General features: G+C 65.9%; 20 protein-coding genes and 1 pseudogene. 8 read left to right on the top strand and 13 right to left on the bottom strand.

What is annotated here, in order from left to right; genetic code table 11:
* Positions 1 to 61 precede the first annotated feature (61 nt).
* From LPN03_RS12520 to LPN03_RS12510, 3 genes are read left to right on the top strand one after another with little or no spacing between them, the layout of a single operon-like run.
* Positions 62 to 715 carry a histidine phosphatase family protein gene (locus LPN03_RS12520; RefSeq protein WP_262454457.1) on the top strand — a complete coding sequence of 218 codons (654 nt, stop codon included), beginning with the start codon at positions 62 to 64 and terminating at the stop codon, positions 713 to 715.
* 37 nt (positions 716 to 752) lie between these two features.
* Entirely contained in the window at positions 753 to 1,511 is a 759-nt protein-coding gene (locus LPN03_RS12515) for an SDR family oxidoreductase (protein WP_165182429.1), read from the top strand.
* A complete protein-coding gene (locus LPN03_RS12510) occupies positions 1,508 to 1,993 on the top strand; it encodes a MaoC family dehydratase (RefSeq protein ID WP_262454456.1) in 486 nt (161 codons plus the stop codon). The genes LPN03_RS12515 and LPN03_RS12510 overlap by 4 nt, the downstream gene beginning before the upstream one ends.
* A gap of 36 nt (positions 1,994 to 2,029) precedes the next feature.
* Here LPN03_RS12510 and LPN03_RS12505 read toward each other — a convergent pair whose 3' ends face one another.
* The 3 genes from LPN03_RS12505 to LPN03_RS12495 all read right to left on the bottom strand — a co-directional run bounded on the left by LPN03_RS12505 (position 2,030) and on the right by LPN03_RS12495 (position 3,701).
* Complete coding sequence (locus LPN03_RS12505; protein ID WP_262454455.1) at positions 2,030 to 2,629, bottom strand: NIPSNAP family protein; 600 nt, start codon at positions 2,627 to 2,629, stop codon at positions 2,030 to 2,032.
* 37 nt (positions 2,630 to 2,666) lie between these two features.
* Positions 2,667 to 3,068: a GlcG/HbpS family heme-binding protein gene (locus tag LPN03_RS12500; protein ID WP_262454454.1), complete on the bottom strand. Its 402-nt coding sequence runs from the start codon at positions 3,066 to 3,068 to the stop codon at positions 2,667 to 2,669.
* A gap of 99 nt (positions 3,069 to 3,167) precedes the next feature.
* The gene (locus LPN03_RS12495) at positions 3,168 to 3,701 is read right to left on the bottom strand and encodes an amidase family protein (RefSeq protein ID WP_262454453.1); all 534 of its coding nucleotides are present in this window, start codon (positions 3,699 to 3,701) and stop codon (positions 3,168 to 3,170) included.
* A gap of 60 nt (positions 3,702 to 3,761) precedes the next feature.
* On the opposite strand from LPN03_RS12495, the gene LPN03_RS12490 reads away from it, so the two are divergent.
* The 3 genes from LPN03_RS12490 to LPN03_RS12480 all read left to right on the top strand — a co-directional run bounded on the left by LPN03_RS12490 (position 3,762) and on the right by LPN03_RS12480 (position 7,734).
* Positions 3,762 to 4,118: a hypothetical protein gene (locus LPN03_RS12490; RefSeq protein WP_262454452.1), complete on the top strand. Its 357-nt coding sequence runs from the start codon at positions 3,762 to 3,764 to the stop codon at positions 4,116 to 4,118.
* A gap of 216 nt (positions 4,119 to 4,334) precedes the next feature.
* Entirely contained in the window at positions 4,335 to 6,056 is a 1,722-nt protein-coding gene (locus LPN03_RS12485) for a phospholipase C (protein ID WP_165182425.1), read from the top strand.
* Between the two features lie 106 nt (positions 6,057 to 6,162).
* The gene (locus LPN03_RS12480; protein ID WP_262454451.1) at positions 6,163 to 7,734 is read left to right on the top strand and encodes a CehA/McbA family metallohydrolase; all 1,572 of its coding nucleotides are present in this window, start codon (positions 6,163 to 6,165) and stop codon (positions 7,732 to 7,734) included.
* Here LPN03_RS12480 and LPN03_RS12475 read toward each other — a convergent pair.
* From LPN03_RS12475 to LPN03_RS12435, 9 genes and pseudogenes are all read right to left on the bottom strand, one after another.
* A complete protein-coding gene (locus LPN03_RS12475) occupies positions 7,703 to 8,818 on the bottom strand; it encodes a hypothetical protein (protein ID WP_262454450.1) in 1,116 nt (371 codons plus the stop codon). The genes LPN03_RS12480 and LPN03_RS12475 overlap by 32 nt on opposite strands.
* A gap of 79 nt (positions 8,819 to 8,897) precedes the next feature.
* Positions 8,898 to 10,502 carry an amidohydrolase gene (locus LPN03_RS12470; protein ID WP_262454472.1) on the bottom strand — a complete coding sequence of 535 codons (1,605 nt, stop codon included), beginning with the start codon at positions 10,500 to 10,502 and terminating at the stop codon, positions 8,898 to 8,900.
* Positions 10,503 to 10,507: 5 nt separating this feature from the next.
* Positions 10,508 to 11,720 (bottom strand): annotated as a pseudogene (locus LPN03_RS12465) (thiolase family protein).
* Between the two features lie 57 nt (positions 11,721 to 11,777).
* Positions 11,778 to 12,656, bottom strand: a complete 879-nt coding sequence (locus LPN03_RS12460) for a 3-hydroxyacyl-CoA dehydrogenase family protein (protein WP_262454449.1) — start codon at positions 12,654 to 12,656, stop codon at positions 11,778 to 11,780.
* Positions 12,657 to 12,693: 37 nt separating this feature from the next.
* A complete protein-coding gene (locus tag LPN03_RS12455; RefSeq protein WP_262454448.1) occupies positions 12,694 to 13,470 on the bottom strand; it encodes an enoyl-CoA hydratase/isomerase family protein in 777 nt (258 codons plus the stop codon).
* 21 nt (positions 13,471 to 13,491) lie between these two features.
* A complete protein-coding gene (locus tag LPN03_RS12450; protein WP_262454447.1) occupies positions 13,492 to 14,676 on the bottom strand; it encodes an acyl-CoA dehydrogenase family protein in 1,185 nt (394 codons plus the stop codon).
* 42 nt (positions 14,677 to 14,718) lie between these two features.
* On the bottom strand, positions 14,719 to 15,900 hold the full coding sequence (locus LPN03_RS12445) for a CaiB/BaiF CoA transferase family protein (protein WP_262454446.1): 1,182 nt from the start codon (positions 15,898 to 15,900) through the stop codon (positions 14,719 to 14,721).
* Between the two features lie 23 nt (positions 15,901 to 15,923).
* Positions 15,924 to 17,609 (bottom strand): acyl-CoA dehydrogenase family protein, encoded by a 1,686-nt coding sequence (locus tag LPN03_RS12440; RefSeq protein WP_262454445.1) that lies wholly within the window; start codon positions 17,607 to 17,609, stop codon positions 15,924 to 15,926.
* 96 nt (positions 17,610 to 17,705) lie between these two features.
* A complete protein-coding gene (locus LPN03_RS12435) occupies positions 17,706 to 19,049 on the bottom strand; it encodes an MFS transporter (RefSeq protein WP_262454443.1) in 1,344 nt (447 codons plus the stop codon).
* Positions 19,050 to 19,213: 164 nt separating this feature from the next.
* On the opposite strand from LPN03_RS12435, the gene LPN03_RS12430 reads away from it, so the two are divergent.
* Both LPN03_RS12430 and LPN03_RS12425 read left to right on the top strand, forming a co-directional pair.
* Entirely contained in the window at positions 19,214 to 20,128 is a 915-nt protein-coding gene (locus LPN03_RS12430) for a LysR family transcriptional regulator (RefSeq protein ID WP_262454442.1), read from the top strand.
* Positions 20,129 to 20,188: 60 nt separating this feature from the next.
* The gene (locus LPN03_RS12425; protein WP_410468590.1) at positions 20,189 to 21,412 is read left to right on the top strand and encodes an amidohydrolase; all 1,224 of its coding nucleotides are present in this window, start codon (positions 20,189 to 20,191) and stop codon (positions 21,410 to 21,412) included.
* Positions 21,413 to 21,557: 145 nt separating this feature from the next.
* Here the strand turns inward: LPN03_RS12425 and LPN03_RS12420 are convergent, their stop codons facing one another.
* On the bottom strand, positions 21,558 to 24,368 hold the full coding sequence (locus LPN03_RS12420; RefSeq protein WP_262454441.1) for an alkaline phosphatase family protein: 2,811 nt from the start codon (positions 24,366 to 24,368) through the stop codon (positions 21,558 to 21,560).
* Positions 24,369 to 24,478: the final 110 nt, after the last annotated feature.

The raw sequence follows: 24,478 nt of genomic DNA, 5'->3' as shown, positions 1-24,478 counted from the left end.
TTTCACCCCGATAGGGGCGCGAGGGTATCTCCGGGACCCGCTGTTGGTTAGGGTCATGCATGTGAGCGTTCTCTACTTGGTCCGGCACGGACAGGCTTCCTTCGGCACCGAAGACTATGACCGCCTGTCGCCGCGCGGCAGGGAACAGAGCCAGGCCCTCGGAAGCGCCCTCATGCAGGCAGGCGCCTCTCCGGTGCGCATTGTCACCGGCGCCATGCTGCGGCAGCGCCAAACGGCACAAGGGCTCGTCGAAGCAGCCGGCTGGACCACGCCGGCCGGCATCGACCCGCGCTGGGACGAATTCAACGCCACCGAGCTGATCGGCGCCTGCCCCGCGGACGATCCGCAGGCCCGGACTGACTCGCGCGCCTTCCAACGGCTGCTTGAGAAGGCTTCCACCCGCTGGGCCTCCGGCGAGCACGACGGCGACTACCGTGAGACGTACTCCGCCTTCACCAGCCGCGTCGACGCGGCACTCACCAGCGCCCTTGACGGGCTCGCATCGGGGCAGAGCGCGCTGGTTGTCTCCAGCTCCGGCGCCATCGCCTGGGCAGCCGCCCGTCTCCTCGACGGCGGATTCCCGCAATGGCTGGCGCTCAACCGGGTCACGGTCAATTCCGGCGTTACCAAGATTGTCTCCGGCTCATCGGGGCAGACAATGGTGACATTCAACGACCACGCCCACCTTCCACATTCGTGGATCACCTACCGTTAAAACAGCGTCACAGCAGACAAGGGAATCGGGTTTCTACATGACTGAACAGCAGCGCACGGCCATCATCACGGGTGCAGGACGCGGGATCGGCGCCGACATTGCCCGGCGCCTGGCCTCCGACGGTTTCCAGGTTGCCGCAATCGACCTCGACCAAAAGGGACTGGACGCCCTCACCACCGAGTTGACGGCTGCCGGGCACCGGGCCATCGGGATCGTGGCAGACATCTCCGACGAAGCCGCCGTGGACGCCGCCGTCGCCCGGACCGCCAGCGAACTCGGCGCACCGGTGGTGGTGGTCAACAACGCCGGCATCATCCGCGACAACCTGCTCTTCAAGATGTCCGTCACCGACTGGGACCTGGTCATGAACGTGCACCTGCGCGGCTCCTTCCTGGTGTCCCGCGCCGCACAAAAGCACATGGTCGAGGCAAAATGGGGGCGCATCATCAACCTCTCAAGCACCTCGGCGCTGGGCAACCGCGGCCAGGCCAACTACTCCGCGGCCAAGGCAGGCCTCCAGGGGTTCACCAAGACCCTGGCCCTGGAACTTGGGCCCTTCGGCGTGACGGCCAACGCGATCGCCCCGGGCTTCATCGAAACCGAGATGACGGCCTCCACGGCGCAGCGGATGGGCATCACCTTCGAGGAATTCACGGCCAAGGCCGCCGCAGCCATCCCGGTGCGCCGCACCGGCAAGCCCGCGGACATTGCCAACGCCGTGTCCTTCTTCGCGTCCGAGAATGCCGGTTTTGTCTCCGGCCAAGTGCTGTATGTGGCTGGCGGGCCCAAGGCATGAGGACCTTCAACGGCATTGACGACTTCGCCGGGCACGTGGGTGAGGAAATTGGCGTCACGGAATGGCGTACCATCACCCAGGCGGACATCAATGCCTTCGCTGACGTAACCAACGACCACCAGTGGATCCATGTCGACACGGAAAGGGCGGCAGCGGGGCCGTTCGGCACCACGCTGGTGCACGGGTACCTGACCCTTTCCCTGGTGTCCGGGTTCATGTTCGACACCTACCGGGTGGACGGGTTGTCCATGGGCGTGAACTACGGCTCCAACAAGGTCCGCTACCCGGCTCCGGTCCTGTCCGGTTCGCGGGTGCGCGGCCGGATCAAACTGGTGGCCCTTGACCGCCAGGAAAACTGGGCACAGTCAACCGTCCAGGTCACCGTCGAACAGGAATTCAACGGGGAGGCGAAGAAGCCCGGCTGTGTTGCCGAGGTGGTCTCCCGGTTGTATGAGGCCCCGGGCACGCCGCCGTCGTCCTGAGCTGTGGGGCCTTGCCCCGTAGCCCGGCGCGGCGTGCTATTGCAGGGGTGAGAAGGCCGCAGGGGCCAGCTGCTTGGTCACGGTGGACGTCGGCGCCGGACCATCATGGGCGCCGGTGGGGTTGGTTCCCACCATGGGGCCCATGCCTGCTTGCGGACGGGCCCATATTTGGACAATCCCGTTGCTCTGGCCAAACTCCAGGCGCCCGGCAACCACCAGGGACTCCGTCAGGCTGCGCTCCTGGATCGCACGGGACCAGGCCTCCCCTGCGGCACGCAGGTCACAGACCCTGAAGTAGTCGTACCTGATCTCATAGAACGGCCCTGGGCTGCCAGGCTGCGGACCCTGGACAAAATCGAACGGGAGGACCAGTTCAACCATCATCCGGTTGACGAAGCTGCCGGTTGCCGGCGGCCAGTTGGGGTGCTGGGCCGCGAGGGCCCGAAGACGGGTGCGTTCCGCCAGGTCCCGGTACGGCCACACGTGGACCACTTCGCTGCACGGCCCGTCCGTGGTGTGCCAAAATCCGGCCAGGGGCGAGAAGGCCTCCCTGTCGGGGTAGGCCTGCCCGAACCGCCGCTCAAACTCCGGGACATTCTCCGGCTCCACCTGGTAGGAACGGAATTCGTAAATCATGGGCTATTCCTTTTTCTGGATGGCTGGACCGGGTGCTTCACCCCAGCACGGCTGTTGACCCGGCAACGGCACATTCCTCGTCCTGCTCGCCGGTGCCGCCGCCCACGCCGCATGCCCCTGCCAGGGCGCCGTCGATGAAGATCGGCACCGCTCCCTTGGCATAGAACATGTGCCCGCCCTCGGCCTGGGCGATGCCGCCCATGATGGGCGCCGCCGCCCGCTCAGCCAGCAGGCCGCTGGGCCTGGCGAACCCGGCGGAGGCGACCGCCTTGCCCTGCGAGCCGTAGCCGGCGCCCCAATGGCTGCCGTCCATCCGGGCGAAGGCCACCAGCCTGCCCCCTGGGTCACATACGGCGACGCTGATGTTGATGCCCAGGACGTGCGCCTTCCCGATGGCGGCTGCAATGGCCTGGTTGGCCTGGGCGAGGGTGACTGACATGGACTGCCTTTCGCTGGGAGCGGAGAATTTGCGGGCCCGCAGACTGCCACGCCGGTGGCTGCGGCAGGTCCGGGGAGTTGACGCGGTACAGGGTGGCAGTCATGGGGACTGCAGGGTGAGAACATTGGCCGGCGCTTCCGCGTAGTTGTGGTCGCGGGGCATGCGGTCGGCCATTGCGAGGGCGTACGGCGCCCCGTCGAGCAGCTGGGCAAGCATCCGCGCGTCCAAGTCCAGCCCGGCCCGTCCGGCCGCCGTCGTGCATTCGGCACGCAGGGCCGCCACCGCCTCCCCGTGCGGTTCCGTGAGGGTTTCCGGTTCTTCGACGGGTGGGGCCGTTGCATGGGGAACCAGTGCGGGGTGCCGCAGGTGCCACTCCGTGGCCCTTTGGTATGCGTGGCCGATCCGCAAAATCACGGCTTCCCCAAACGGCCGCCCCAGCAGCTGCATGCCCAGCGGCAATCCGGACGGGCCAAAGCCGCTGGGCAGGGCCAGCACAGGCTGGCCCGTGACGTTTGCCGCCGTGAAGTGGTTGGCCCGCCGCCAGAATGCGCGGGAGTCGTGCGCGCGGAATTCCGGTGCCTCACCCGAACTAATGGTGACGAAGGCATCGAAGCGTTGGTACAGGGGCTCCATCTCGGAGATCGCCCGCCCGGACGCGTTTGGACCCTAACTTGTAGGAGGGGCACACGCCCCGTGGGAGCAGCCCTGCGGCCCGACGGCGTTTCGGGCACGGGAGGCTGGGAACACGTCGCCGCTACAGTGGAGGAATCGATGTTCGCAAGAGTCAGCACCTACCGTCCAGGCCCCGGGAGCACCGGAGCACCGTCAGCTGCCACCGTCAGCCAGGTGCTTGGCCTGGCCGGCTGCAAGGGGATTTACTACCTGCTGGGCAAGGACGGCAAGTCCCTGTCCGTGACCCTCTGGGATGACGAGGCCGCACTCGCCGGCAGCGAGCAGGCCGTGGAGAAGATTCGCACGGAGACCACGGCAGGGCAGCACATGGAGGTCCTGGGGGTCGAAGAGTTCGAAGTCCTGACCAAGGAACCCTAGCCACGGCGGATTTCGGCGGCCCGGGGCAGGCTGCGTGCCGCCCTGCGCGGCCGAACCGCTTTGAAGGTTCCGCTCCCTGAAACCCCGGGTTCACCCCGAATTCATGGTGGGGACCTAGTGTTGCCGTGCACGGGATATTGGAGTGTTTTGGGCTCCCGTGCAGTCAAAGGCCGGCATTCCTTACCGGCACCAGATCGGCAACGATTGGACCATTCCATGCCTGAATTCAAACAACCTTCCAGCCGCAAACGGGCGGCCGCGGCGTCAACGGCCGCCGTGGCCGGGGTTTCCCTGCTGGCAGCCAGCCTGCTGGGCCTAGGCGCCGCGCCGGGGACTGCCGGCGAAAGCCCGCACGGCACCGCCACGCCCATCAAGCACGTGGTGGTGATCTTCCAGGAGAACGTTTCCTTTGACCACTACTTCGCGACGTACCCGCAGGCCGCAAACACGCCGGGCGAAACACAGCAGGGCAGCGGAATCGCAGCACCGGCGTTCACGGCGGCGAAGAACACGCCGAAGGGCATCAACACGCTGGCGAATGCGGGGCTGCTGGCCCCCAACAACCCGAATTCCATCCAGCCGGCCCGGCTCTCCCCCATGCAGGCCGTCACCTGCGACCAGGACCACGGCTACACCTCGGAACAGAAGGCGTACAACGCCGGGCTGATGGACAAGTTCGTCCAATTCACCAGCCGCGACAGCTGCGGGGCGAACCAGTTCGGCCGCCCCGGCCTGACCATGGACTATTACGACGGCAACACCGTCACCGGCATCTGGAACTACGCCCAGAACTACGCCATGAGCGACAACCACTTCAGCACCACCCTTGGCCCCTCCACACCGGGTGCATTGAACCTGGTCGCGGGCCAGACCCACGGCGTCAAGGAGTTCTCCGCCGCCGGCGCCCCCGTGGCCACCCCGGCGGCAGGAAGCTACACGGTCCGCCAGCCCGACGCGAACGGGATCGGAACGGTCACCAACGACCCGGATCCCGTCTACGACGACTGCTCCAACAACAGCCACGCCAGTGCCAACAACCTGGCCGCCATGACCGGGAAAAACGTTGGCGACCTCCTCAACGCCAAGGGCGTCTCGTGGGGCTGGTTCCAGGGCGGGTTTGCCCCAACCACCCCCTCAACCGCGGGCAGCCCGGCGTCGTGCCTGTCCTCCCACGGCAACGCAGCCGGCGCTAAAGTGACCGACTACTCCCCTCACCACGAGCCCTTCCAGTACTACGCCTCCACCGCCAACCCGCACCACCTGGCACCTGCCTCGCCGGCGGAGATCGGGCACAACGGCCAGGCAAACCACCAGTACGACCTCACCGCCTTCAACCATGTGGTCAACACGGACAACATGCCCGCCGTGTCCTTCCTGAAGGCCGGGATGTCCCAGGACGGGCACGCCGCGTACTCGGACCCGCTCGATGAGCAGAACTTCATCACCGCCACCGTGAACAATATCCAAAAGTCGAAGAACTGGGACAGCACGGCCGTGGTCATTGCCTATGACGACTCGGACGGCTGGTACGACCACGTCGCCGCGACCGTGAAGAATTCCTCCAACACCGCCGACGACGCCGCCTGGTGCCAAAACGCAGCAGCCGCCGGCGTCCCGATGGGCGGAGGCTATGCCGACCGCTGCGGCCCGGGCCCGCGCCAGCCCCTGCTGGTGATCTCCCCCTATGCGAAGAAGAACTTCGTGGACCACACAGAGAGCAACCAGTCCTCGATCCTGCGCTTCATCGAGGACAACTGGCACACCGGGCAGATCGGCGACGCGTCAGCCGACGCCACCGCAGGCTCCCTGGCCAACATGTTCAACTTCCACCACCAGCGCAGCGACTTGGTCCTGCTCAACGAACAGAACGGCACCGTCGCGGCCATCACGCACACCGGCAATGGCCGGGGCAACGGGCGTCCCGACTCCGGCAGCTGAGCCCGGCACCCGCTTTGTCAACGCCTCCCGGCCGCGCGGCCGGGGGGCGTTGATTTCATTTCCGGTTTTGGCGGATTTCAAGTTCCCTTAACCCCCGCCCACTACCGTGAAGCCCCTGAATTCACCATGCAAGGCCCACGAGGCCGACAATGTCATCCACTCAACTTCCCGCCGCGGTTTCCTGGCCGCAGCCCTGACAGGCGCCGCCCTGACGCTGGCTCCGGTACAGTTCGCTGCCGCCGACTCCGGAACCAGCAAAAACAAGACGATCACGGGGCACTTGGACACCGGCGCCGCCGACTTCGTCTACCTTCCCGTCGACGTGCCCGCCGGTGTCAACAAGATCAGTGTGCAGTACACGTACAGCAGGCCCCAGGTCTCCCCGGGCCTGCTGAACAACGCCTGCGACATCGGCATCTTCGACGAAAACGGGACCAAGCTTGCCGGCAAGGGCTTCCGGGGCTGGCCCGGCGGATTTCGCAGTGAATTCTTCATCAGCGCCGCAGAAGCAACGCCGGGCTACCTCCCCGGCCCGGTCGGCAGGGGCACCTGGAACATCGTGCTGGGCCCCTACCAGGTCGCCGCGGAGGGCATGGACTACACCGTCAACATCACCCTGGACTACGACGGGCCCGACGGCGCTCCCCATCGTCCGCTGTACCCCGCCCAGGCGATTGCCGGGCGCGGGGCCGGCTGGTACCGCGGCGACGCCCACCTCCACACGGTCTATTCCGACGGAAAGCGCACCCCCGATGAAGTGGCTGCGGGAGCCCGGGCCCGCCTGGACTTCATGGTCAGCACCGACCACAACACACCCGCCTCGCATGGGGCGTGGGGACCGCTTGCCGGGGATGACCTGCTCATCCTCACGGGCGAGGAAGTCACCACGCGCAATGGACACTACCTCGCCTTGGGGCTGGAGCCGGGCGACTGGATCGACTGGCGCTACCGGGCGCGGGACAAGGGCTTCAAACAGGAGGCGCAGCACATCCGGTCCTCGGGCGGGATCGTGGTCCCGGCCCACCCCTTCTGCCCCTACGTTGCCTGCCGCTGGAAGTTCGGCTACGACGACGCCGACGCCGTTGAGGTGTGGACCGGCCCCTGGACCGCCGATGACGAATACGCGATCAACAGCTGGGATTCCATGCTGGCCCAGTCGGTGCGGTCCGGGGGCCGCTGGCTCCCGGCCATGGGCAACAGCGACGCCCACAGCGCACCCCAGGTGATCGGCTTCCCGCACAACGTTGTCCATGCCGCAGCCCTCTCCCGTGATGCCCTGCTGGAGGGCATCCGCAACGGCAGGAGCTGGATCGCCGAATCTGCCGATGTATCGGTCGATTTCACGGTGTCCTCTAGCGGACGGAGCGCCGGCATCGGGGAGCGGCTTGACGCTGCGGCGGATTCCCCCGTCACGGTGACGGCGGCAGTTTCCGGTGTGCCCAATGGCGTGGTCCGGTTCATCACCGACGAGGGCCAGACCCTCCAGCAGAACCTGCCCGCGGCCGGCCGGGGCACCATCACCTGGGTGACGACGCCGCAGCTCGCGGCGTACGTGCGCCTTGAGGTCCGGCACCCGATGGCGGACGGAACGCCCAGCAACGGGACAGCGATGGGAACCTCCCTGCAGCTCGGCCCCATGGCTGCCCTCACGAACCCGATTTTCCTCGGGGCGAAATAAGGGCACCAGCACCCCGCCGGGCGACTGCAAGCCCAGCTGCCGCGAGAAGCACCACAAATCCGGCGGCCAGCCCGGTTCGCCCATACGTCAGCATCCACCCCAGCAGCAGCGGGCCGGCCAGGCCGCCGGCCCGCGCTGCCATGCCCATGCCGGCAAAACAGGCCCATGGGCGGGTGCTGGCCAATGCTGCCTGCCGGGTGTTGAGCGTGGAGGCCATGATGGCAGCCCCGATGAGGGGTCCGCTGAGTCCAAGCCCGACGGCGACGGCAACCGGGCTGCCCGCCACGGCGCCATACCAGAATCCTGCGCCGGCCCCAACCACTGCCGCGGCGAACTCGATGTTGGTCCGTGCCAGCGAACCACGCCCCATGAATCCGGCGGTCGCCATCGCCAACAGCTCCCGCAGGACCAGTCCCAGCCCAATGGCGCCGCCCAGACCCGGGAGCGCAACGGGCAGGGCGGAACCGGCAGCCGTAAACACGATGGGCATGGTTGCAGCGGCAACGGCCCCCTTGACCATGACGGAAGACCGCGCCATTTCGGCCACCGAAAACCGAATGGCCGCCACTGCGCCGGTGTTGGCTGGCGCCGGCTGCCGGGACGACTGCCCCGGATTTGTGCCCCGCGGCAGTGTAAACGCGGCGCCCAGGAGCAGGGCGCCGGAAATGAGGAGACCGAATAACAGTTCCGCAGGGGCTTCCCGGCCCAAGGCCACGGTGATGGCGCCCGAAGCGATGAGGGCCCCTCCCCGCTGCACCAACACCGACATCCTTTGGCCTGCTGCCTGCGCCGGCCCCAGGAGTTCGGAGTACCGTGCCAGTGTAGGGATGTAGATCAGGCTGGAACACGCGGCGAAGACCGCGGCGAACACCATGATCCACCAGCCTGTCCCCAGCAGCACGGCGGCGCTGGCCGTCAACACTATGAGGCCCCCGCTGGCAGCGACCAGCGGCTTCAATCCATACCGGGCCCCCAACTGCGCTGCGGGCGAATCGAGCAGCAGGCCAAGGCCCATGTAGATCGTTACGGCGATCGAGGCGTCTGCCAGTCCAGGCGCACTAACGGCTATTGCCGTAATAGCCATGGTGTGGAAGGCAAAGTAGACGCCGGTTATGAACGAGATTGCCCCATAGCGCCGTACCCGGCGCAGCGGTACGGCCAAGCTAAGCGCCATAAACCCATTCACCGCCCACCATGGTTGCCTTGACCACGCTGGCGGAAATATGGCCGGGGGCATCCCCGGCCAGCAGGGGGTCACGGTCGAGCAGGACGAGGTCGGCAAGCATTCCAGGCTCCAAGGTGCCGGCTGCCCCTCCCATACCAACAAGGTCAGCGCTCAGGGCCGTGGCAACGTGGAACGCCTCCGCCGCCGACACCCCCTGTGCGGCCCCGAGTATTGAGCCCCCGAGGGTGGAACGGGTCACCGCGGTCTCGATCGTGGCCAAAATGTTCATGGGCGTAACGGGTGAATCCGAGTGCATGCCAACCGTGAGTCCATGGTCCAGGCATTCACGCAGCGGGTTCATGCGTTCGGCCCGTGCCGGTCCCACAAAGCGGTCCCGGTGGCGGTCCCCCCAATAGTGGACATGGTTGGTAAACAGTGAGGCGCCCAGGCCCACTTCCGCCGCCGCCTTGATGTCTTCGGGGTGGGCCATTTGGAAGTGCTCAATTCGGTGTTTGGCCCACCCCTCCCCTGCCGCCAGGCCGCGCAACTCGCGGAAGGCCTCGATGACTTCCCCTATTGCCCCATCCCCGTTGGCATGAACTGCCAGCTGGGCCCCGGCGGCCAGCAAAGATTGGGCCTTAGCCACGATTTGGGCCGAGGACAGCAGCAGGTTGCCGTGCGACTCAGGGCAGCATTCATATCCGTCAACGACGGCTGCCGAGAGTCCTTGGATGGAGCCGTCCGCCCACAGCTTCGCCCCGCGAATCTGAAGGCGGGACGCCGTGGAGTGCCGGAAAAGTTCAGGATCCCGGGCAACGATTTCAGGCACAAGGTCGCCAATCAAATATCCGAACAGGCGCACCGGCATCGCCCCGGCGTCTGCGATCTCCCTGAGCATGTCCAGCTCCCGGGCGGCGAACTGCGAGCCGATGGCCATGTCGTGAATCTGGGTGATTCCCTGGGAAACGGCCTGGTCCATCGCCTCGCGTGCCGCACGCAGACCGTCCCCGCGTTCGGGTTGGGGGCACTGCTCGCGCACTGCCCGGACAGCGCCGATCCCCCACAACAGCCCCGATGCCCGGCCGGCTTCATCCCGGACGAAGTTCCCGCCCACCGGGTCCGGGGTCCCGTCCCAGACTCCGGCCAGTTCAAGCGCCCTGGTATTGGCGACAGCGAAGTGGCCGGAGAGGTGGGTCACCAGCACCGGGTCTCCCACCGAGACGCGGTCCAGGTCATGCCTGCTGGGGTGGCGGCCCTCAAGCAGCAGGGTGTCGTCATACCCCCATCCCCGGTACCAGCCCTGGCTGGCCCCGCAACGGACCAGGGCGGCGATCAGCGCGTCCATGGAGCCGACGGCTTCGGGCCGAAGGTTCGCCCATTGCCCGGTCATCCCGGTGAAAACGGTGTGGACGTGGCTGTCGACCAGTCCGGGGATGATCGTTCCGTTGAGTTCAAGGGACTGGTCCGCCTGCGGGTAGCGTAGGTGGGCCTCCTCGGAGGTGCCGGCGAACACGACCTTTTCGCCGTCAATGACAAGGGCCTGGACCTGCCGGTGCGGAACAAAGGAGACGTGGATGGCATCGGCGGCAAGAATGGCGACCATGTGTGTCACGGCCGTTCGACGAGGAGCGAGGTGCCTTGGCCGACGCCCACGCACAGGGTGGCCAGTCCGCGCCGGACATTGTCCTGCTCCATCCGACGCAGCAGCGTGACCACCAGCCGGGAGCCGCTGGAACCGAGCGGGTGCCCCAGGGCAATTGCGCCGCCGTCGTTGTTGGTGATGCCATTGTCCAGGCAAAGGGCACGCATCACGGCCAGCGACTGGGTGGCAAAGGCCTCATTAAGTTCGACGGCGCCCAGTTCACCAATGTGCCACCCCCGCACGGGCCAGGACCTTTTCCGTGGCCGGAACCGGGCCGATCCCCATGACTTCCGGCGCCACGCCCGCCGAGGCGCCGTCGACGATGCGCCCGCGCGGGGCCAGCCCGTATTTGGCCACGGCAGCCTCCGAAGCAACAACAATGGCTGAGGCACCATCGTTGAGGGTGCTTGCGTTTCCCGCCGTGACCACCGCACCGCCCTTCACCACGGGACGAAGCCCGGCCAGCACCTCCGTGGTGGTTCCCGGCCGGGGGCCCTCATCGGTGTCGACAACCGTGCTGCCCTTTCGTCCCGGAATGACGACGGGCACGATTTCTTCCCGGAACCGTCCCGCCGCGATGGCGGCCAGCGCCCGTTCGTGGGACTGGACGGCGAAGGCATCGGAGTCCTCGCGCGAGATCCCATGGACCTGGGCCACCTTTTCCGCCGTTTCCGGCATGGAGAACGTCATCTCCCCGCCCCGGGTCAGGTCCCCGGAGGTGAAGCGCGGGTTGGTGAACCGCCAGCCAATCGAGGTGTCAAAGACGGCCCCCGGCTTGGCAAACGCCTTCCCGGGCTTTTCCTGAACCCACGGTGCACGGCTCATGGATTCCACGCCGCCGGCCACCACAATGTCCGCCGCGCCCGCCTTGACCATTTGCGCGGCCAGGATGATGGCGCTCAGTCCGGAGGCGCACAGCCGGTTCACGGTCAGCCCGGGGACGTGGTCGCCAAAGCCGGCCAGCAGCCAGGCCATCCGGGCAACGTTGCGGTTTTCCTCCCCGGCGCCGTTCGCGTTGCCGAGTATCACCTCATCCACGGTGTCGGGATCGACGCCGGCCCGGCGCACCGCATCCTGGACCACCAGTGCAGCGAGGTCGTCGGAACGCACGGCGGACAGCGCGCCGCCGTAGCGCCCCACCGGGGTTCGGGTGCCGCCAACGAGGAATGCCTCGGCCATTGAAAAACTCCTTCAGTCGGATCGTGTTTGGTTCCAGGGACTTGCCAGGAGGGGCTGCTACTTGACCGCCGTTGCGGCCTCGCCGTAGCGGTACCAGCCCTTTCCGGTTTTCCGGCCGTAGTCGCCGCGTTCATACATCTCGGTCAGGGCCGGGTGGGGCAGGTCCGCCGGGTCACCGGTTTCGGCGAATGTGGCTTGACGGATCAGGTAACTGACGTCCAGGCCCACCAGGTCCATGAGTTCAAACGGGCCCATGGGGTGCCCCAGTGCAGTCTTCGCGGCCGTGTCGATGTCTTCAAAGGTGGCGATGCCTTCCGCGTAAAGGCGGAGTGCTTCGTCCCGGATGGCACCCATCAGGCGGTTGGCCACAAAGCCGGGGATCTCGTGGTTGATGAGCACGGGCGCCTTCCCCAGCCGCCGGGCCAGCTCCATGACGGTGTCGAGGGTTTCCTGGGAGGTGCCCGGGTGGCGGACCACCTCCACGCACTTCATGACCAGGGCCGGGTTGAAGAAGTGCATATTGCAGACTTTCCCCGGGCGGGAGGTGGACCCCGCCACCTTGGAGGAGCCCAGGGTGGAGGAGTTGGTGGCCAGGATCGCATGTGGCTGCGCTGCTGCATCGAGGGCAGCGAAGATGGCCCGCTTGACATCCAGCCGTTCCGTGGCCGCCTCGATGACGAGGTCGGCGCCGGCAGCCCCCTCTTCCAGCGATGTCGTGAAGGACAGCCGTGCCAGTGCCGCGTCGGCGTCGGGGCGGGACAGCCTGCCCTTTGCCACCGAGCTGTCCAGGCGGGAGGCAATCTGCTCCCTGGCCGCGGCCAGCGGTTCCGCGGCGATGTCGTGGATGGTGGTGGCGTATCCGGCCAGGGAGGCGACCAAGCCGATTTGGGAGCCCATGGCGCCGGAGCCGACGACCAGGATGTTGTTGATGTGCATAAGTGTTGTCCTTGAAGGTTGTGCGTGGGCGTGCGGTTCAGAACCCGGTGAACGCAGCCGGGCGCTTTTCCAGAAAGGCGTTCAAGCCCTCGGACTTGTCGCTGCTGGTATACAGCAGGGACTGGGCCAGCCGTTCGAGGAGCAGGCCCGTGCGCTGGTCAGTTTCTGCCCCGTTTTTGATGACGAGCTTGGCCAGCCGGATGGCCAGGGGCCCCTTGGCCATGATCTGCCCGGCCGTCCTGCGGGCCGCGTCCATCAATTCCGGTGGAGGCACCACCTCGGTGACGAGCCCCATCCGAAGCGCCTCTTCGGAGTCGAAGATGCGTCCCGTGAGGATGAGCTCGACAGCGCGGCCCTTGCCGACCAGCCGGGACAGGCGCTGGGTGCCGCCTGCCCCGGGGATGATCCCCAAGTTCGTCTCCGGAAGGCCGAAGCGGGCCGATTCGGCTGCGATGCGGATGTCGCAGGCCATGGCCAACTCGATACCTCCGCCGAGCGCAAAGCCATTCATCGCGGCAATGGTCGGCAGTTCGTAGTCCTCGAGATAATCGAAAAAGCGCTGCATTTTTGCGCTTAGTCCGTCACCGGCCGCGTAACCGGCCAACGCGGTGATGTCTGAGCCCGCCACGAAGGCCACGTCGCCGGCACCGGTGAAGACAACGGCCCGGAGCTCGTCCTTGTCGGCAAACCCCTCCAAGGCCGCGCGGAGCTCGCGCACCACTGTGGGGTTCAGTGCGTTGCGCGCTCCGGGCCGGTTGATGGTAATGGTGCCGAGCCCGTTGTTGATGTCAGTGAGGATCGTCTCAAACGCCATGGTCGTCCCTTGCCGCCCCGGCTACCGAAAAGCCGGCTGGGCGGTGATGTGGTTGCCCAGGATCAGTGTGTGGACCTCATCGGTGCCCTCGTAGGTGCGGACGGATTCGAGGTTGTTGCCGTGGCGCAGTGGCGAGAAGTCCAAGGTGATGCCGTTGCCGCCCAGGATGGTGCGTGCTTCGCGGCAAATCTCGATGGCCTCGCGGCAGTTGTTCAGCTTGCCCACCGAGATTTGCACGGGCTGGAGGACTCCGGCATCCTTCATGCGGCCTGTGTGGATTGCCAGCAGGGTGCCCTTTTGGATCTCCAGCAGCATGTTTACCAGCTTGAGCTGGGTCAGCTGGTAGCCGGCCAGGGGCTTGTCGAACTGCATGCGCTCCAGGGAGTACTTCAGGGCGGTTTCGTAGGAGTCGCGGGCCGCGCCCATGGCGCCCCAGATGATGCCGTAGCGGGCCTCGTTGAGGCAGGAGAAGGGCCCGCGCAGGCCCTTGGCGCCGGGCAGGATGGCGTCAGCCGGCAGCAGGACGTCCTCGAAGGTGATGTCGCATTGGATGGAGGCGCGCATCGAGAGCTTCGGCTCAATGGCGGTGGCCGTAAAGCCGGCGGTGTCCGTGGGCACGAGGAAGCCGCGCACACCGTCGTCCGTCATGGCCCAGATCACTGCCACCTGGGCAATGGTGGCCAGCCCAATCCACCGCTTGGCCCCGTTGAGCACCCAGCCGGTATCGCTGCGCACCGCGCGCGTTTGCATGGAGGAGGGGTCCGATCCCGCCGTCGGCTCGGTCAGCCCGAAGCACCCGATGATCTCACCCCTGGCCATGCCGGGCAGGTAGGTGTTCTTCTGCTCCTCGCTCCCCCACTTGTGGATGGCTGTCATGGCCAGCGAACCCTGCACCGAGACGAAGGTGCGCAGGCCGGAATCCCCGGCTTCCAGCTCCATCGCCGCGATGCCGTATTCAACGGAGGACCGGCCCGGGCACCCGTAGCCCTTCAAATGCATGCCCAGCAAACCCAGGCTACCCATTTCCCTGGCAATTTCCACCGGGAAATGGGCTGCCTCGTACCAATCCTTGATGTTCGGCTTGATGCGGTCGTTCACAAAACCGCGCACGGTGTCGCGGAAGGCGAGTTCTTCGGCGCTGAAGAGGGCGTCGAGGTTCAACACGTCGGAGTTGGCCAGGGCGGGGTCGATGGCAAGAGTGTTCATGGTGGGGTGTCTCTTTTCTGTGGCGAAGTCTTGAGGCGGCGCTTAGGCCGTTGGGAGCGGTGAATAGTTCGGCAGCACGGCCTCGTTGTCGGCACCGAGCATCGGCGGGGCGGTGCGGACCTCCGGCCGGCGGCCGCGGAAGTTCACGGGGAAGGCAACCTGCTTGAGGTCCCCGATGACGGGGTGGTCGGCAATCTGGACCATTCCCAGGGCCTGGGTGTGGGGGTGCGCATAGACTTCGTCGAGGCTCCGGATCGGGGAGGCCGGGACGCCGCGTTCGGCGAACAGTCCGCACCACTGCGCCACAGTCTTGGCCTTCAGGGATTTTTCAAGCTCCCCGTTAAGCCGTTCACGGTTGGCCAGCCGCCCGTTGTTGGCCAGCAGCGACGCGTCCGCGCCCAGGTCCGGGCGGCCGATGGCTGCACAGAGCTTCTGCCACATGGCGTCGTTTCCGACGGCGATGACGAAGTAGCCGTCCCGGGCCTGGTACGCCTGGTACGGGACCAGGTTGGGATGGCCTGAACCCAGGGGGCCGGGGCGCACGCCGTCGGCAAAGTAGTTGGTCGCCCAGTTGACATGCAAGGCCAGCTGGCACTCGTACAGGGAGGTTGTCACATACTGTCCACGCCCGGTGCGCGAGCGCTCCACGAGGGCTGCGAGCAGGCCGATGATTCCAAACAGCGAGGCGCCCAAATCGCCCATGGCGAAGCCCGCCTTGAGTGGCGCGCCGCCCGGCTCCCCCGTGAGGGACATGAGCCCTCCCGCTGCCTGGGCGATCATGTCGTAGCCCGGCTCGTCGCGCAGTGGCCCGTGGTCCCCAAACGCCGAGATGTGAAGAATCACCAGCTTGGGGTACCGCTCGGAGAGCACTTTGTAGTCGAAGGTGCGCTGCAGGCCGGAGCCAGGGCGGAAGTTTTCCACCAGCACGTCGGCCTCTTCCAGCATGCGGTGCACGATTTCCTGGCCCTCCACGGACTTCAGGTCGATGGTGACGGATTTCTTGCCGCGGTTGATGGCCAGGTAATACGTGGCGTCGGTGCCCTCGACGGGCGGGCCCCAGGAGCGTGTGGGGTCCCCGCCGTCAGGGTGTTCCACCTTGGTGACGTCCGCGCCCAGGTCTGCAAGTGACATGGTGGCATAGGGGCCCGCGAGGATCTTGGAGAGGTCAACGACCTTGATGCCGGCCAGCGGCCCGGTGAATGTAGGGTGCTTCGTTGTTTTCATGGTGTATCAGTCTTTTCGGGTGCCTATTTGAAAACGCTCAGTGCCGCTTCACGGGGCACGGAGTCCCCGTCAACAATTTCATCGAGCCACTGCAGGGCCGCCGGCAGCGCGCCGGTGCGGCCATTGACGATCACGTCCAGGTAGGAGTTCGCCACCATCAGCTTTCGGTAGCCGTTGGCTGACTCGTGGATGGCCTGCTCGAGCAGCAGGGTGGACATGACCAGCTGGGCCAGGGTGTTGGTGTAGTGGCCGATCAGCGCCTGGGCGTCCTGGTTCGCACCCGAGAGGAGGGCATCCCCGCGGGTGAGGACCAGGTGCCAGGCCTCCGTGAGCTGCTGCGCGCCCGGGGCTGCGTCGGTGGCCTGCAAGGCGGAGAGCTTTTCGAGCATTGAGTCGGCGACTACGCGGTGGGCCCCGTACTGCTTCATGCAACGCAGCACATCCAGGGCGATCACGTTGGAGGATCCTTCCCAGATGGAACCGAGGTGGGAGTCGCGCAGCAGGCGCGAGTTGGGCCAGTCCTCAATGTAGCCGTTCCCTCCCCGGATCTCCATGGCCTCACCGGTGACCCAGCGGGCCCTCTTGCAAATGTAGTGCTTGGCGATTGGGGTGAGCACTCGAATCAGGGACTTGGCGTTCGCGTCGCCGCCGTCGGCCTTTTGCAGCGTGTCTCCGGAGTGGAAGATCAGCCCGAGTGCGGCCTCGGCTTCCAGGGCGAGAGGCAGGATGGTGTTGCGCATGAGGGGCTGCTGCATCAGCGGCTTCCCGAAGACCACCCGACGCCGTGCATGGTCCACGGATTCGACGACGGCACGGCGCATCAGTGCGGCAGAGCGCATGGCGTTGGACAGCCGTGAGGTGTTGATCATCTCCGCCATCTGCTTGAAACCGCGGTCGAGCTCGCCCACCTGCAGCGCGTAGGCCCCGTCAAGGGTGATTTCGCCGCTGGGCATGGAACGGGTGCCCATCTTGTCCTTGAGCCGGTCAATGACGTAGCTGTTGCGGGTGCCGTCCGGCAGCACCTTGGGCAGCATGAACAGGCCCACGCCGCGGGTGGTGTCCGGGCCGCCGGGGTACTTGGCCAGCGTCAGGACCACATCGGCGTCGGGGTTGGACGTGAACCACTTCTTCCCGCTCAGCCGCCAGGCACCGCCGTCGGGCACGGCCTGGGTTTCGGTCATGGCAATGTCGGTTCCGGCCTGGGTTTCGGTCATGAACATGGCGCCGGTGAAGCGGCTTTCCGGCTCGGTGGAGGTCAGTCCGTCAATGTAGGGTCCAAAGAGCTCCGGATCGCCGAACTTGCGCAGCGTGCGCGCCGCGGCGTCGGTCATTGAGACGGGGCAGGCAAGCCCGAATTCCGCCTGCACGAAGAGGTAGGACAGGGCGTATTTCGCCAGGTGCGGCGGGGTTTCCGTCCAGCCATGGAGGCCGCGGTGGGACAGGGCGGAGAGGCCATACTGCTCATACGCCGCCTTGGACAGCTCCACGTAGCTGGGGTGGTAGCTGATGCGGTCCACCCGTTTGCCGTCGCGGTCAAAGTGTTCCAGTGTTGGCTTGTTCTTGTCCGCCGTGTCGGCCAGGGCCGAGAGGCGGTTGGCGACGTCGGCGCCCAGTTCGGTGAGCACCGGGACCAGCAGGTTCCGGTCCTCGCGGGCGAGGTAGCGCTCCACCAGGGGCATCAGGGCTGGATCGCTGCTTGCAAAGTTCATGGAGTTTGACGTGCCTTTCAAGATTTCTTCATTAAATGTTTGGCGGTGCAGCGCCGGGCCGTTGGCGGTCAGGCGATGGCCGTCCGGCGCTGGTGGTCAGGGGCTGGCGGTTTCGGCCTGGCCGTCCCGTCCGGTCCAGGCCTTGCCACGCAACAGCACCAGCATGCAGACAAGGGAGAGAACAACGTAGCCGATGCCCAGGCAGACAACAGCCCAGATGGAGCCGCTGACGTTGAGGAGCATTTGGCTCAAGAAGGGCGCCGTACCGGCGAAGATCGCGGTGGCGAGCTGGTAAGAGACGGAAATTCCGGTGTACCGGATATGTGCCGGGAACAGCTGGGCCAGCACTCCGGCAAGCGTTGCGTAGTACATGCAGGTGGGGATTGTTGCCAGGACCATGCCCAGCATCGCCAGGATGATGTTGCCGGTGCTGATCATGGTGAACATGAAGGGCAGCAGAACAATTTCCGGCACCAGCATCCACAAAATCGCCGTTCGCACATTGATTTTGGACGCAAGGAGGGCGCCGAGCGGCTGAATAAACACCTGGGCCACCAGCGCCACCGTGATGACTTGCAGGAACTCCGCCCGGCTGTAGCCCAGATCCTGCGTGGCCCAGGACAGAGCAAAGGTGGTCTTCACATAAGTCAGTGACACGCCAGCAACCACGGCGCCGCCGGACAGCAGGACCACGCCGTAATGGTTGCGCAGGATTTCGAGGAGCGGAACACGCTTGCTGGTCTTGGACTGGATGGCCTTGAGCATTTCAGGCGTCTCACTGATTTTCAGGCGGACGTACAGGCCAATGAGAATGAGAATGGCCGAGGCCAGGAAGGGCAGCCGCCAGCCCCAGGAGCCAAACGACTCCGCGCTCAGGGACGTGAGGGCAAGAAAGGCCACGGTGGCCAGCAGGTTTCCCACAGGTGACCCCTGTTGGGCAAAAGCGCCGTAGAGTATCTTCTTTTTGGGAGGCGCAAACTCCGTGGCGATGAGCACCGCACCGCCCCATTCACCGCCCATGGCCACACCCTGGATGATCCGCAGCAGCACCAGGAGAATGGGCGCCAGCACGCCAATCTGCGCGTAGGTGGGCAGCAAGCCAACGCCAACGGTGGCACCGCCCATCAACAACAGCGTGGTGATGACAGTGTTCTTGCGGCCGAACTTGTCGCCGAAGTGGCCAAAAATGATGCCGCCCAAGGGGCGTGCAATGAAGCCGACGGCAAAGGTCGCGAAGGCCGCCAGCGTTCCGATGGCAGGAGACGCTTCCGGAAAGAACAGCTTCCCCAGGACCAGTGCGGAAGCGGTGCCGTAGATGAAGAAGTCAAACCACTCTATGGTGGTGCCCACAAAGGCCGCGATTCCGGCCCGGCGGGCTTGTGCCGGCCCAATGCCCGACACGGCGGGCACCTGCTCTGTTGATGCGTTCCTGATGCTCATTCATTTCCTCCGAAAGGTGTGGGGCCTCACTCACCCCTATGCTGCATGTCACTATTTCAGAATTGATCCTTTGAGTCCAAGACATAGTTGCGCAGTAATTGATGTAAAATTCACAATAATCGCGCCGGCACCGGCCGGCAGCCATCCAAGGAGACCCAGCCCACATGGAATTTCGGCAGTTTGAGGCATTCCTGGCCGTCGCGGAGGAGCTTCATTTCGGGCGCGCGGCCGAAAAGCTGCACGTGGCCCAGCCGGCACTCAGCCGGATCATCCGCATGCTGGAGAAGGAGCTGGGAACCGAACTGTTCGAGCGGACCACACGCAAGGTCCGCCTGACCCCTTCGGGCGTGGCCCTCTTGGAACCGGCGAAGGCCATCCACATCCATGTGGACGGAGTCAAGCGCATCACCCGGGCCGCAAAGCAGGGTGAGATTGGCAGCGTCAAGGTGGGGTTTGCCGGCACCACCGGATATTCCATCCTTTCCATCCTGGCCAGGGAGGTTTCGCGCGAGCAGCCCGGCATCAGCCTTGAACTTCAGCCACAGCTCTACTCAGGCGAGGCGCTGACGCTGCTGCGCGACGGGGAGATAGACCTGGGAGTGGTCGGCTCCCCAACACCCACAGGCATATCGGCGCACCTAGTTCGCAATGAGACACTCATCGTTGCCGTTCCGAGCGACCACCCGCTGGCCCGCGGAGGGCCGATCAGCATTGTCGAACTGCGGGACCAGCGGTTCATCGCCTACCCGGCGTCGCACGGCTCGCGGATCCGCGACGCCATGATCTCACTCTGCACGGCCGCGGGCTTCGTGCCCCACATTGCCCAGGAAGCCCCGGACCCGTACAGCATGCTGGCCTTGGTGGGGGCGGATGTGGGGGTTTCCATCGTGGTGGGCTCCTCCACCCACATCCAGGTCGACGGCGTGACGTACCGCCCTCTTGCCGAGGCCACTGGCGTGCTGCCCATCGCGCTCGCCTGGCGGGACACGAATCCCTCGCTGGCGCTGCGCACCGTCGTCGAACTGGCGAAGAAGGCATTCCCGCTTGAGTGCGCAGCGGAACCTGCCACGCACGCATAGCCGCTTGCACTTGGGGTCGCTGGCAACCTAGCCTGGTGCTCGACATCAGGAGGGAACACCATGCCAACCCCGCGATCCGCCATTCCGCCCACCCGGTTGGAGCTAGGTGAGCAAGAGTCCCACCAGATGCACCAGCTTTACCGAACGTTGCATGCCAACCCGGAACTCTCCATGCAGGAACACAAAACAGCAGACTTGATCGCCGGCAGGCTCACAGAGCTGGGCCTGGAAAACTTCCGCTGCGGGGGCACCGGAGTGGTTGGCATTCTGAGCAATGGGGACGGGCCAGTCGTCGCATTCCGCGCCGGCACGGACGGCCTGCCCATCCGGGAGGAGACAGGCCTGCCCTACGCCAGCACGGCCACCGTGATGCACGGCCGCGGGCACGACACACACATCACGGCCGCGTTGACGGCCGCGGCGCTGCTGGCGGGGGCGAAGGATGCCTGGGCCGGCACCGTCGTGTTCATCTTCCAGCCGGGCGAGGAAACAGCTGCCGGGGCCCGCGCCATGGTGGAGGACGGGCTTTGGGAGAAGGCCCCCAAGCCAGAAATTGTCTTCGGTCAGCATGTCATGCCTGGCGCGAGCGGCACTGTCAGCGTCTGCAGCGGCCATGCCATGGCAATGGCTGACTCCTGGAAGGTGGTGGTCCGCGGCGTCCAGGCCCACGGTTCCCAGCCCCAGGATTCCGTTGACCCGATAGTGCTCGGCGCCCACATGGTGGTCAGGCTCCAGACGCTGGTGTCGCGGGAAACGCACCCGCTGGATTCGGCCGTCGTCACCGTCGGCACCTTCCATGCGGGCCTGAAGGAAAACATCATCCCCGCCTCAGCCGAGTTCACAGTCAACGTGCGCACGTTCACCCCGGACGTCCGGGAGAAGGTCCTGGCCGGCATCAGGCGGATCATTCTCGCCGAGGCAGCAGCCACCGCTGCGCCGGCGCCGGAAATTACCGAACTTTCCGCCTTTCCGCGCTGTTACAACGACCCGGCAGAAACGGCCCTGCTCATCCGCCGGTTCAGGGAGGCCTTGGGCAGCGACTCGGTCACCGAGCTGCCACCGACGATGGGGAGCGAGGACTTCGGCACCCTCGCCGACGCCATAGCCGTTCCCTCCGTGTACTGGCGGTTTGGCGGCTGTCCCGCCGAGCAGCTGGCAGACGGCGGACCGGTGTTCGGGAATCACTCCCCGCGGTTCGCCCCGGCGATCGAACCCACTTTGAGCACCGGCGTGCGCGCGGCCCTGGCGGCCATCCTGTCCAAGGTGGGAACGGCGGAGGACTAAACGCGGCAGAAACCGTCAATCACCACGCCCCGGCCCCGCCACAGGGCGATTGAGGATGTAGTCAGCGCCGGGACAAGCGGTGAAGGCCACCTCCGGGGAGGTGGCCTTCACCGTTTTCAGGTTGGCAGGTGCCGCCGCCGGACGGTCAGCCGTCCGCGTGTCCGGTGGAGCCTGCGGGGACGCCCGGCACGTTGTCCGGCCCATAAATTTCGGTGTCGCCCGGGTACGGGCTCTGCCAGCGGTGTGCCTGGTACCAGGTCCAGCGGTTGAACAGGTACGGGTTCGCGGAGTCTTCCTTCGCGCCGTTGCCGGTCAGGTGCTGCTTCGTGGACCAGCTGTCCCATTCCCCGGCAATCGCCTGCATCGAGGGCGGAACGGCCACCGCGTCGGCCGCGGCGGCGTTGACCGCGGCGGCCGCAGCGCCCGTCTGGCCCAGCGTGTCATTGCCGCAGGCCGGAGCCGTCTTGACGCCCTCGGTCAGCGGAACCTGGTTCGGCACCGCCGTGTAAGGCGTCAGCTCGGCCTTGTTGGTGAAGGCGTCAAACATCGGGGTTGCCGCGGCCACTTTCTGGTTGAGCGGCTGCGCACCGAGGATCTGCTCGATGGTCCGGACCATGTTGATCTGCGAGTAGAACGTGCTGACCGTCTTGCCGTGCACCGCGTACGGGCTGATGACCTGGACGGGTGCCCGGTGGCCGTCAACGTGGTCGGCGCCGTCCTGGCTGTCGTCCTCGGCAATGAAGATCGCCGAGTCCTTCCAGTACGGGGAATGCGAGATTTCGTCGACGATCTTGCCCACGGCGAGGTCGTTGTCGGCAACCTGGGCTGACGGGCCCGCCGTGCCGCCCGTGTGGTCGCTGGAAAGCCATGTCATCTGGAAGTTCTTCGGGCCGTTTTTCTCGAAGTCCTGCTTCCAGGTTGCGTAGCGGTAGATGTCAGGCACCGAGGTGTCGAACGGGGCCGCGTTCGGGTCGGAGATCGCGTTGAGCGAGGGAATGGTCGAGCTGGCGTGCAGCTGGAGTGCCGGGGTGAAAAGTTGGGCCGGGTCGCCGCCAGCCATGGTGCTCGACGCCGCGCAGTAATACTGTTGCCAGGTTGCGCCGGCGGGCTTGCCCTCGCCGTACAGGAACTCGCCGTAGTTCCGTGCAGTCTTGCCCGCGGACTGGATGGCCGTCCAGAGGAATCCGGAGCGCTGGTGGCCCAGCACGTCCTCCTCCGTGTCATAGGAGCGCGTGTACTCCCCCGCACTGGTCTCTGTGTACGCGGGGTTGTCGCCCTGCATCATCCAGTTGTGGCCCTCGGCCGAGTTCGTGCCGATGTCGTAGGTGTTGTCGTAGAGGCCAAACTGGCTGGCCAGGGCATGCTGGTTCGGGGTGACCTTTGCACCAAACTGGGCCAGCGAGGCATCGCCGTTGCCCTGCTTCATGTCGCCGTAGACCTGGTCGTAGGTGCGGTTTTCCTTGACGATCAGGAACACGTGCTTGATCGTGGAAGGGTCCCCAATCCGCTTCGGCACGGCCACGGCCGGTATCTTGGCGGCGGCTGCGGCCGTCGCTTCCTTCACGGCACTGCCATTCCAGCCGTTCTGCTTGAAAACCGTCTCGGTGTACTGCTGGATCTGGCCGTCCGAGGGCAGGGTGAACTTGGTCAGGGACGCCGTGGTGGAGTGGGTGCCGTGGCCGGTCGCAACCGTGGTGCCCGGTCCCTTGTTGAAGCTCAGCTCCGGGCCGCGGGCATCAATGCCGCGCATGTTCGTGACCACGATCTGGCCGTTCACGGCCGCCACGTTCCCGGGGAAGTAGTCCGTCGGCAGCAGGCCGATGTAGCTGGCAGGGTCCTTCGGCTCGGTCCTGTTGACCTTGTAGACGGCGACAGCGTTCGCGCGTCCCAGCGAGACCAGCAGGTGGTCCCCCTGCATCGTGATGGCTGTGGGTTCATAACCCACCTGCGACGAAGCCCACGGCTGGGTTGCGATGGTCTGGACCACCTTGCCGGAGGCGGTGTCCACAACGGAAACGGTGTCGCTGTTGGTGTTCGCCACGTACAGCGTGGGGCCGTCAAGGTACAGCGCAGTGGGGTGGAGCTGGACGTCGATGGAAGCGACTGGAGCCGAGGCATTCACCGTGTCTATGACGCTGAGTGTGCCGGTCGTGGAGGTGCCAAGGTAGGTGTCGGCGGGAACCTGCGAGCCATAGGAGCCCATCGTCGCGTCCCCGGCAACGGCCTGGCGGCCGCCTTCGTTGGAGACGTACAGCTTGCCGCCGGCGAACTTGAGCTGGCGGGGCGCGATCCCCGTGGCGAAGGTCGCTTTGATGGTGCCCGCAACCGGGTCGATGGCGACGACGGAGTTTTGGCCATTGACGGCGGCGTACAGCGTGGCGCCGTCGGGCGAGAACGCCATGCCGGCGGTCAGCGCCTTCGCGCCGCCCACGGTCGGGATGCCGATCTTCGTGCCTGCGCCAAGCGATCCGTCTGCATTGAAGGGGTAGCGGACGATCCCGGTGGCGACGGGTGAATAGAGGAACTTGCCGTCGGGCGAGAAGACCGGACCTTCCTGGCCCACCGTGCCGTCGGTCAGGTGCTGGTAGGCGATGGCCGGGTAGCCTGCGCTGCCCGCCGCCGTCGCGAACGACGCCGCCGCGAGGGTGCCTGCGGCGGCGACGGGCTGGTACGTCTTGAGGTCGAAAACCTGCAGGTCGACGGAACGGTCGGCGCTGGTCCCCACCAGGTAGCGGCCGTCGGGGCTGACGGTGGAACCCATGATCTTGCCGAACGGAGTCATGAGCCGGTCGCCGATGGGCTTGATGACCTGGTTCGAGGAGATCTGCTGCCCATTTTCGGTCTGGGCGCCGACCTGTTGCTGGTTGAAGGGAATGATCGAGGCGGCAGCGATCCCGCCGCCCAGGAGGGCCAAGGTGCAGCTTGCGGCCACGATCGCCAGCGGCTTGTTTCTCACGACGGCCGTTGACATCCTGCTCAGGCCAAACGGGCGGGGGTGTTTGTTGTCGGACGGTTTGCCAGGGACTTTTTGCGGTTTTGTCATGTGATTCAAAGTAGGCGGCCCGG

The organism is Arthrobacter sp. A2-55, assembly GCF_025548615.1.
GTDB lineage: Bacteria > Actinomycetota > Actinomycetes > Actinomycetales > Micrococcaceae > Specibacter > Specibacter silviterrae.
Note: the sequence above shows the minus strand (reverse complement) of the source record. Positions and strands in the feature narration are given on the sequence as shown.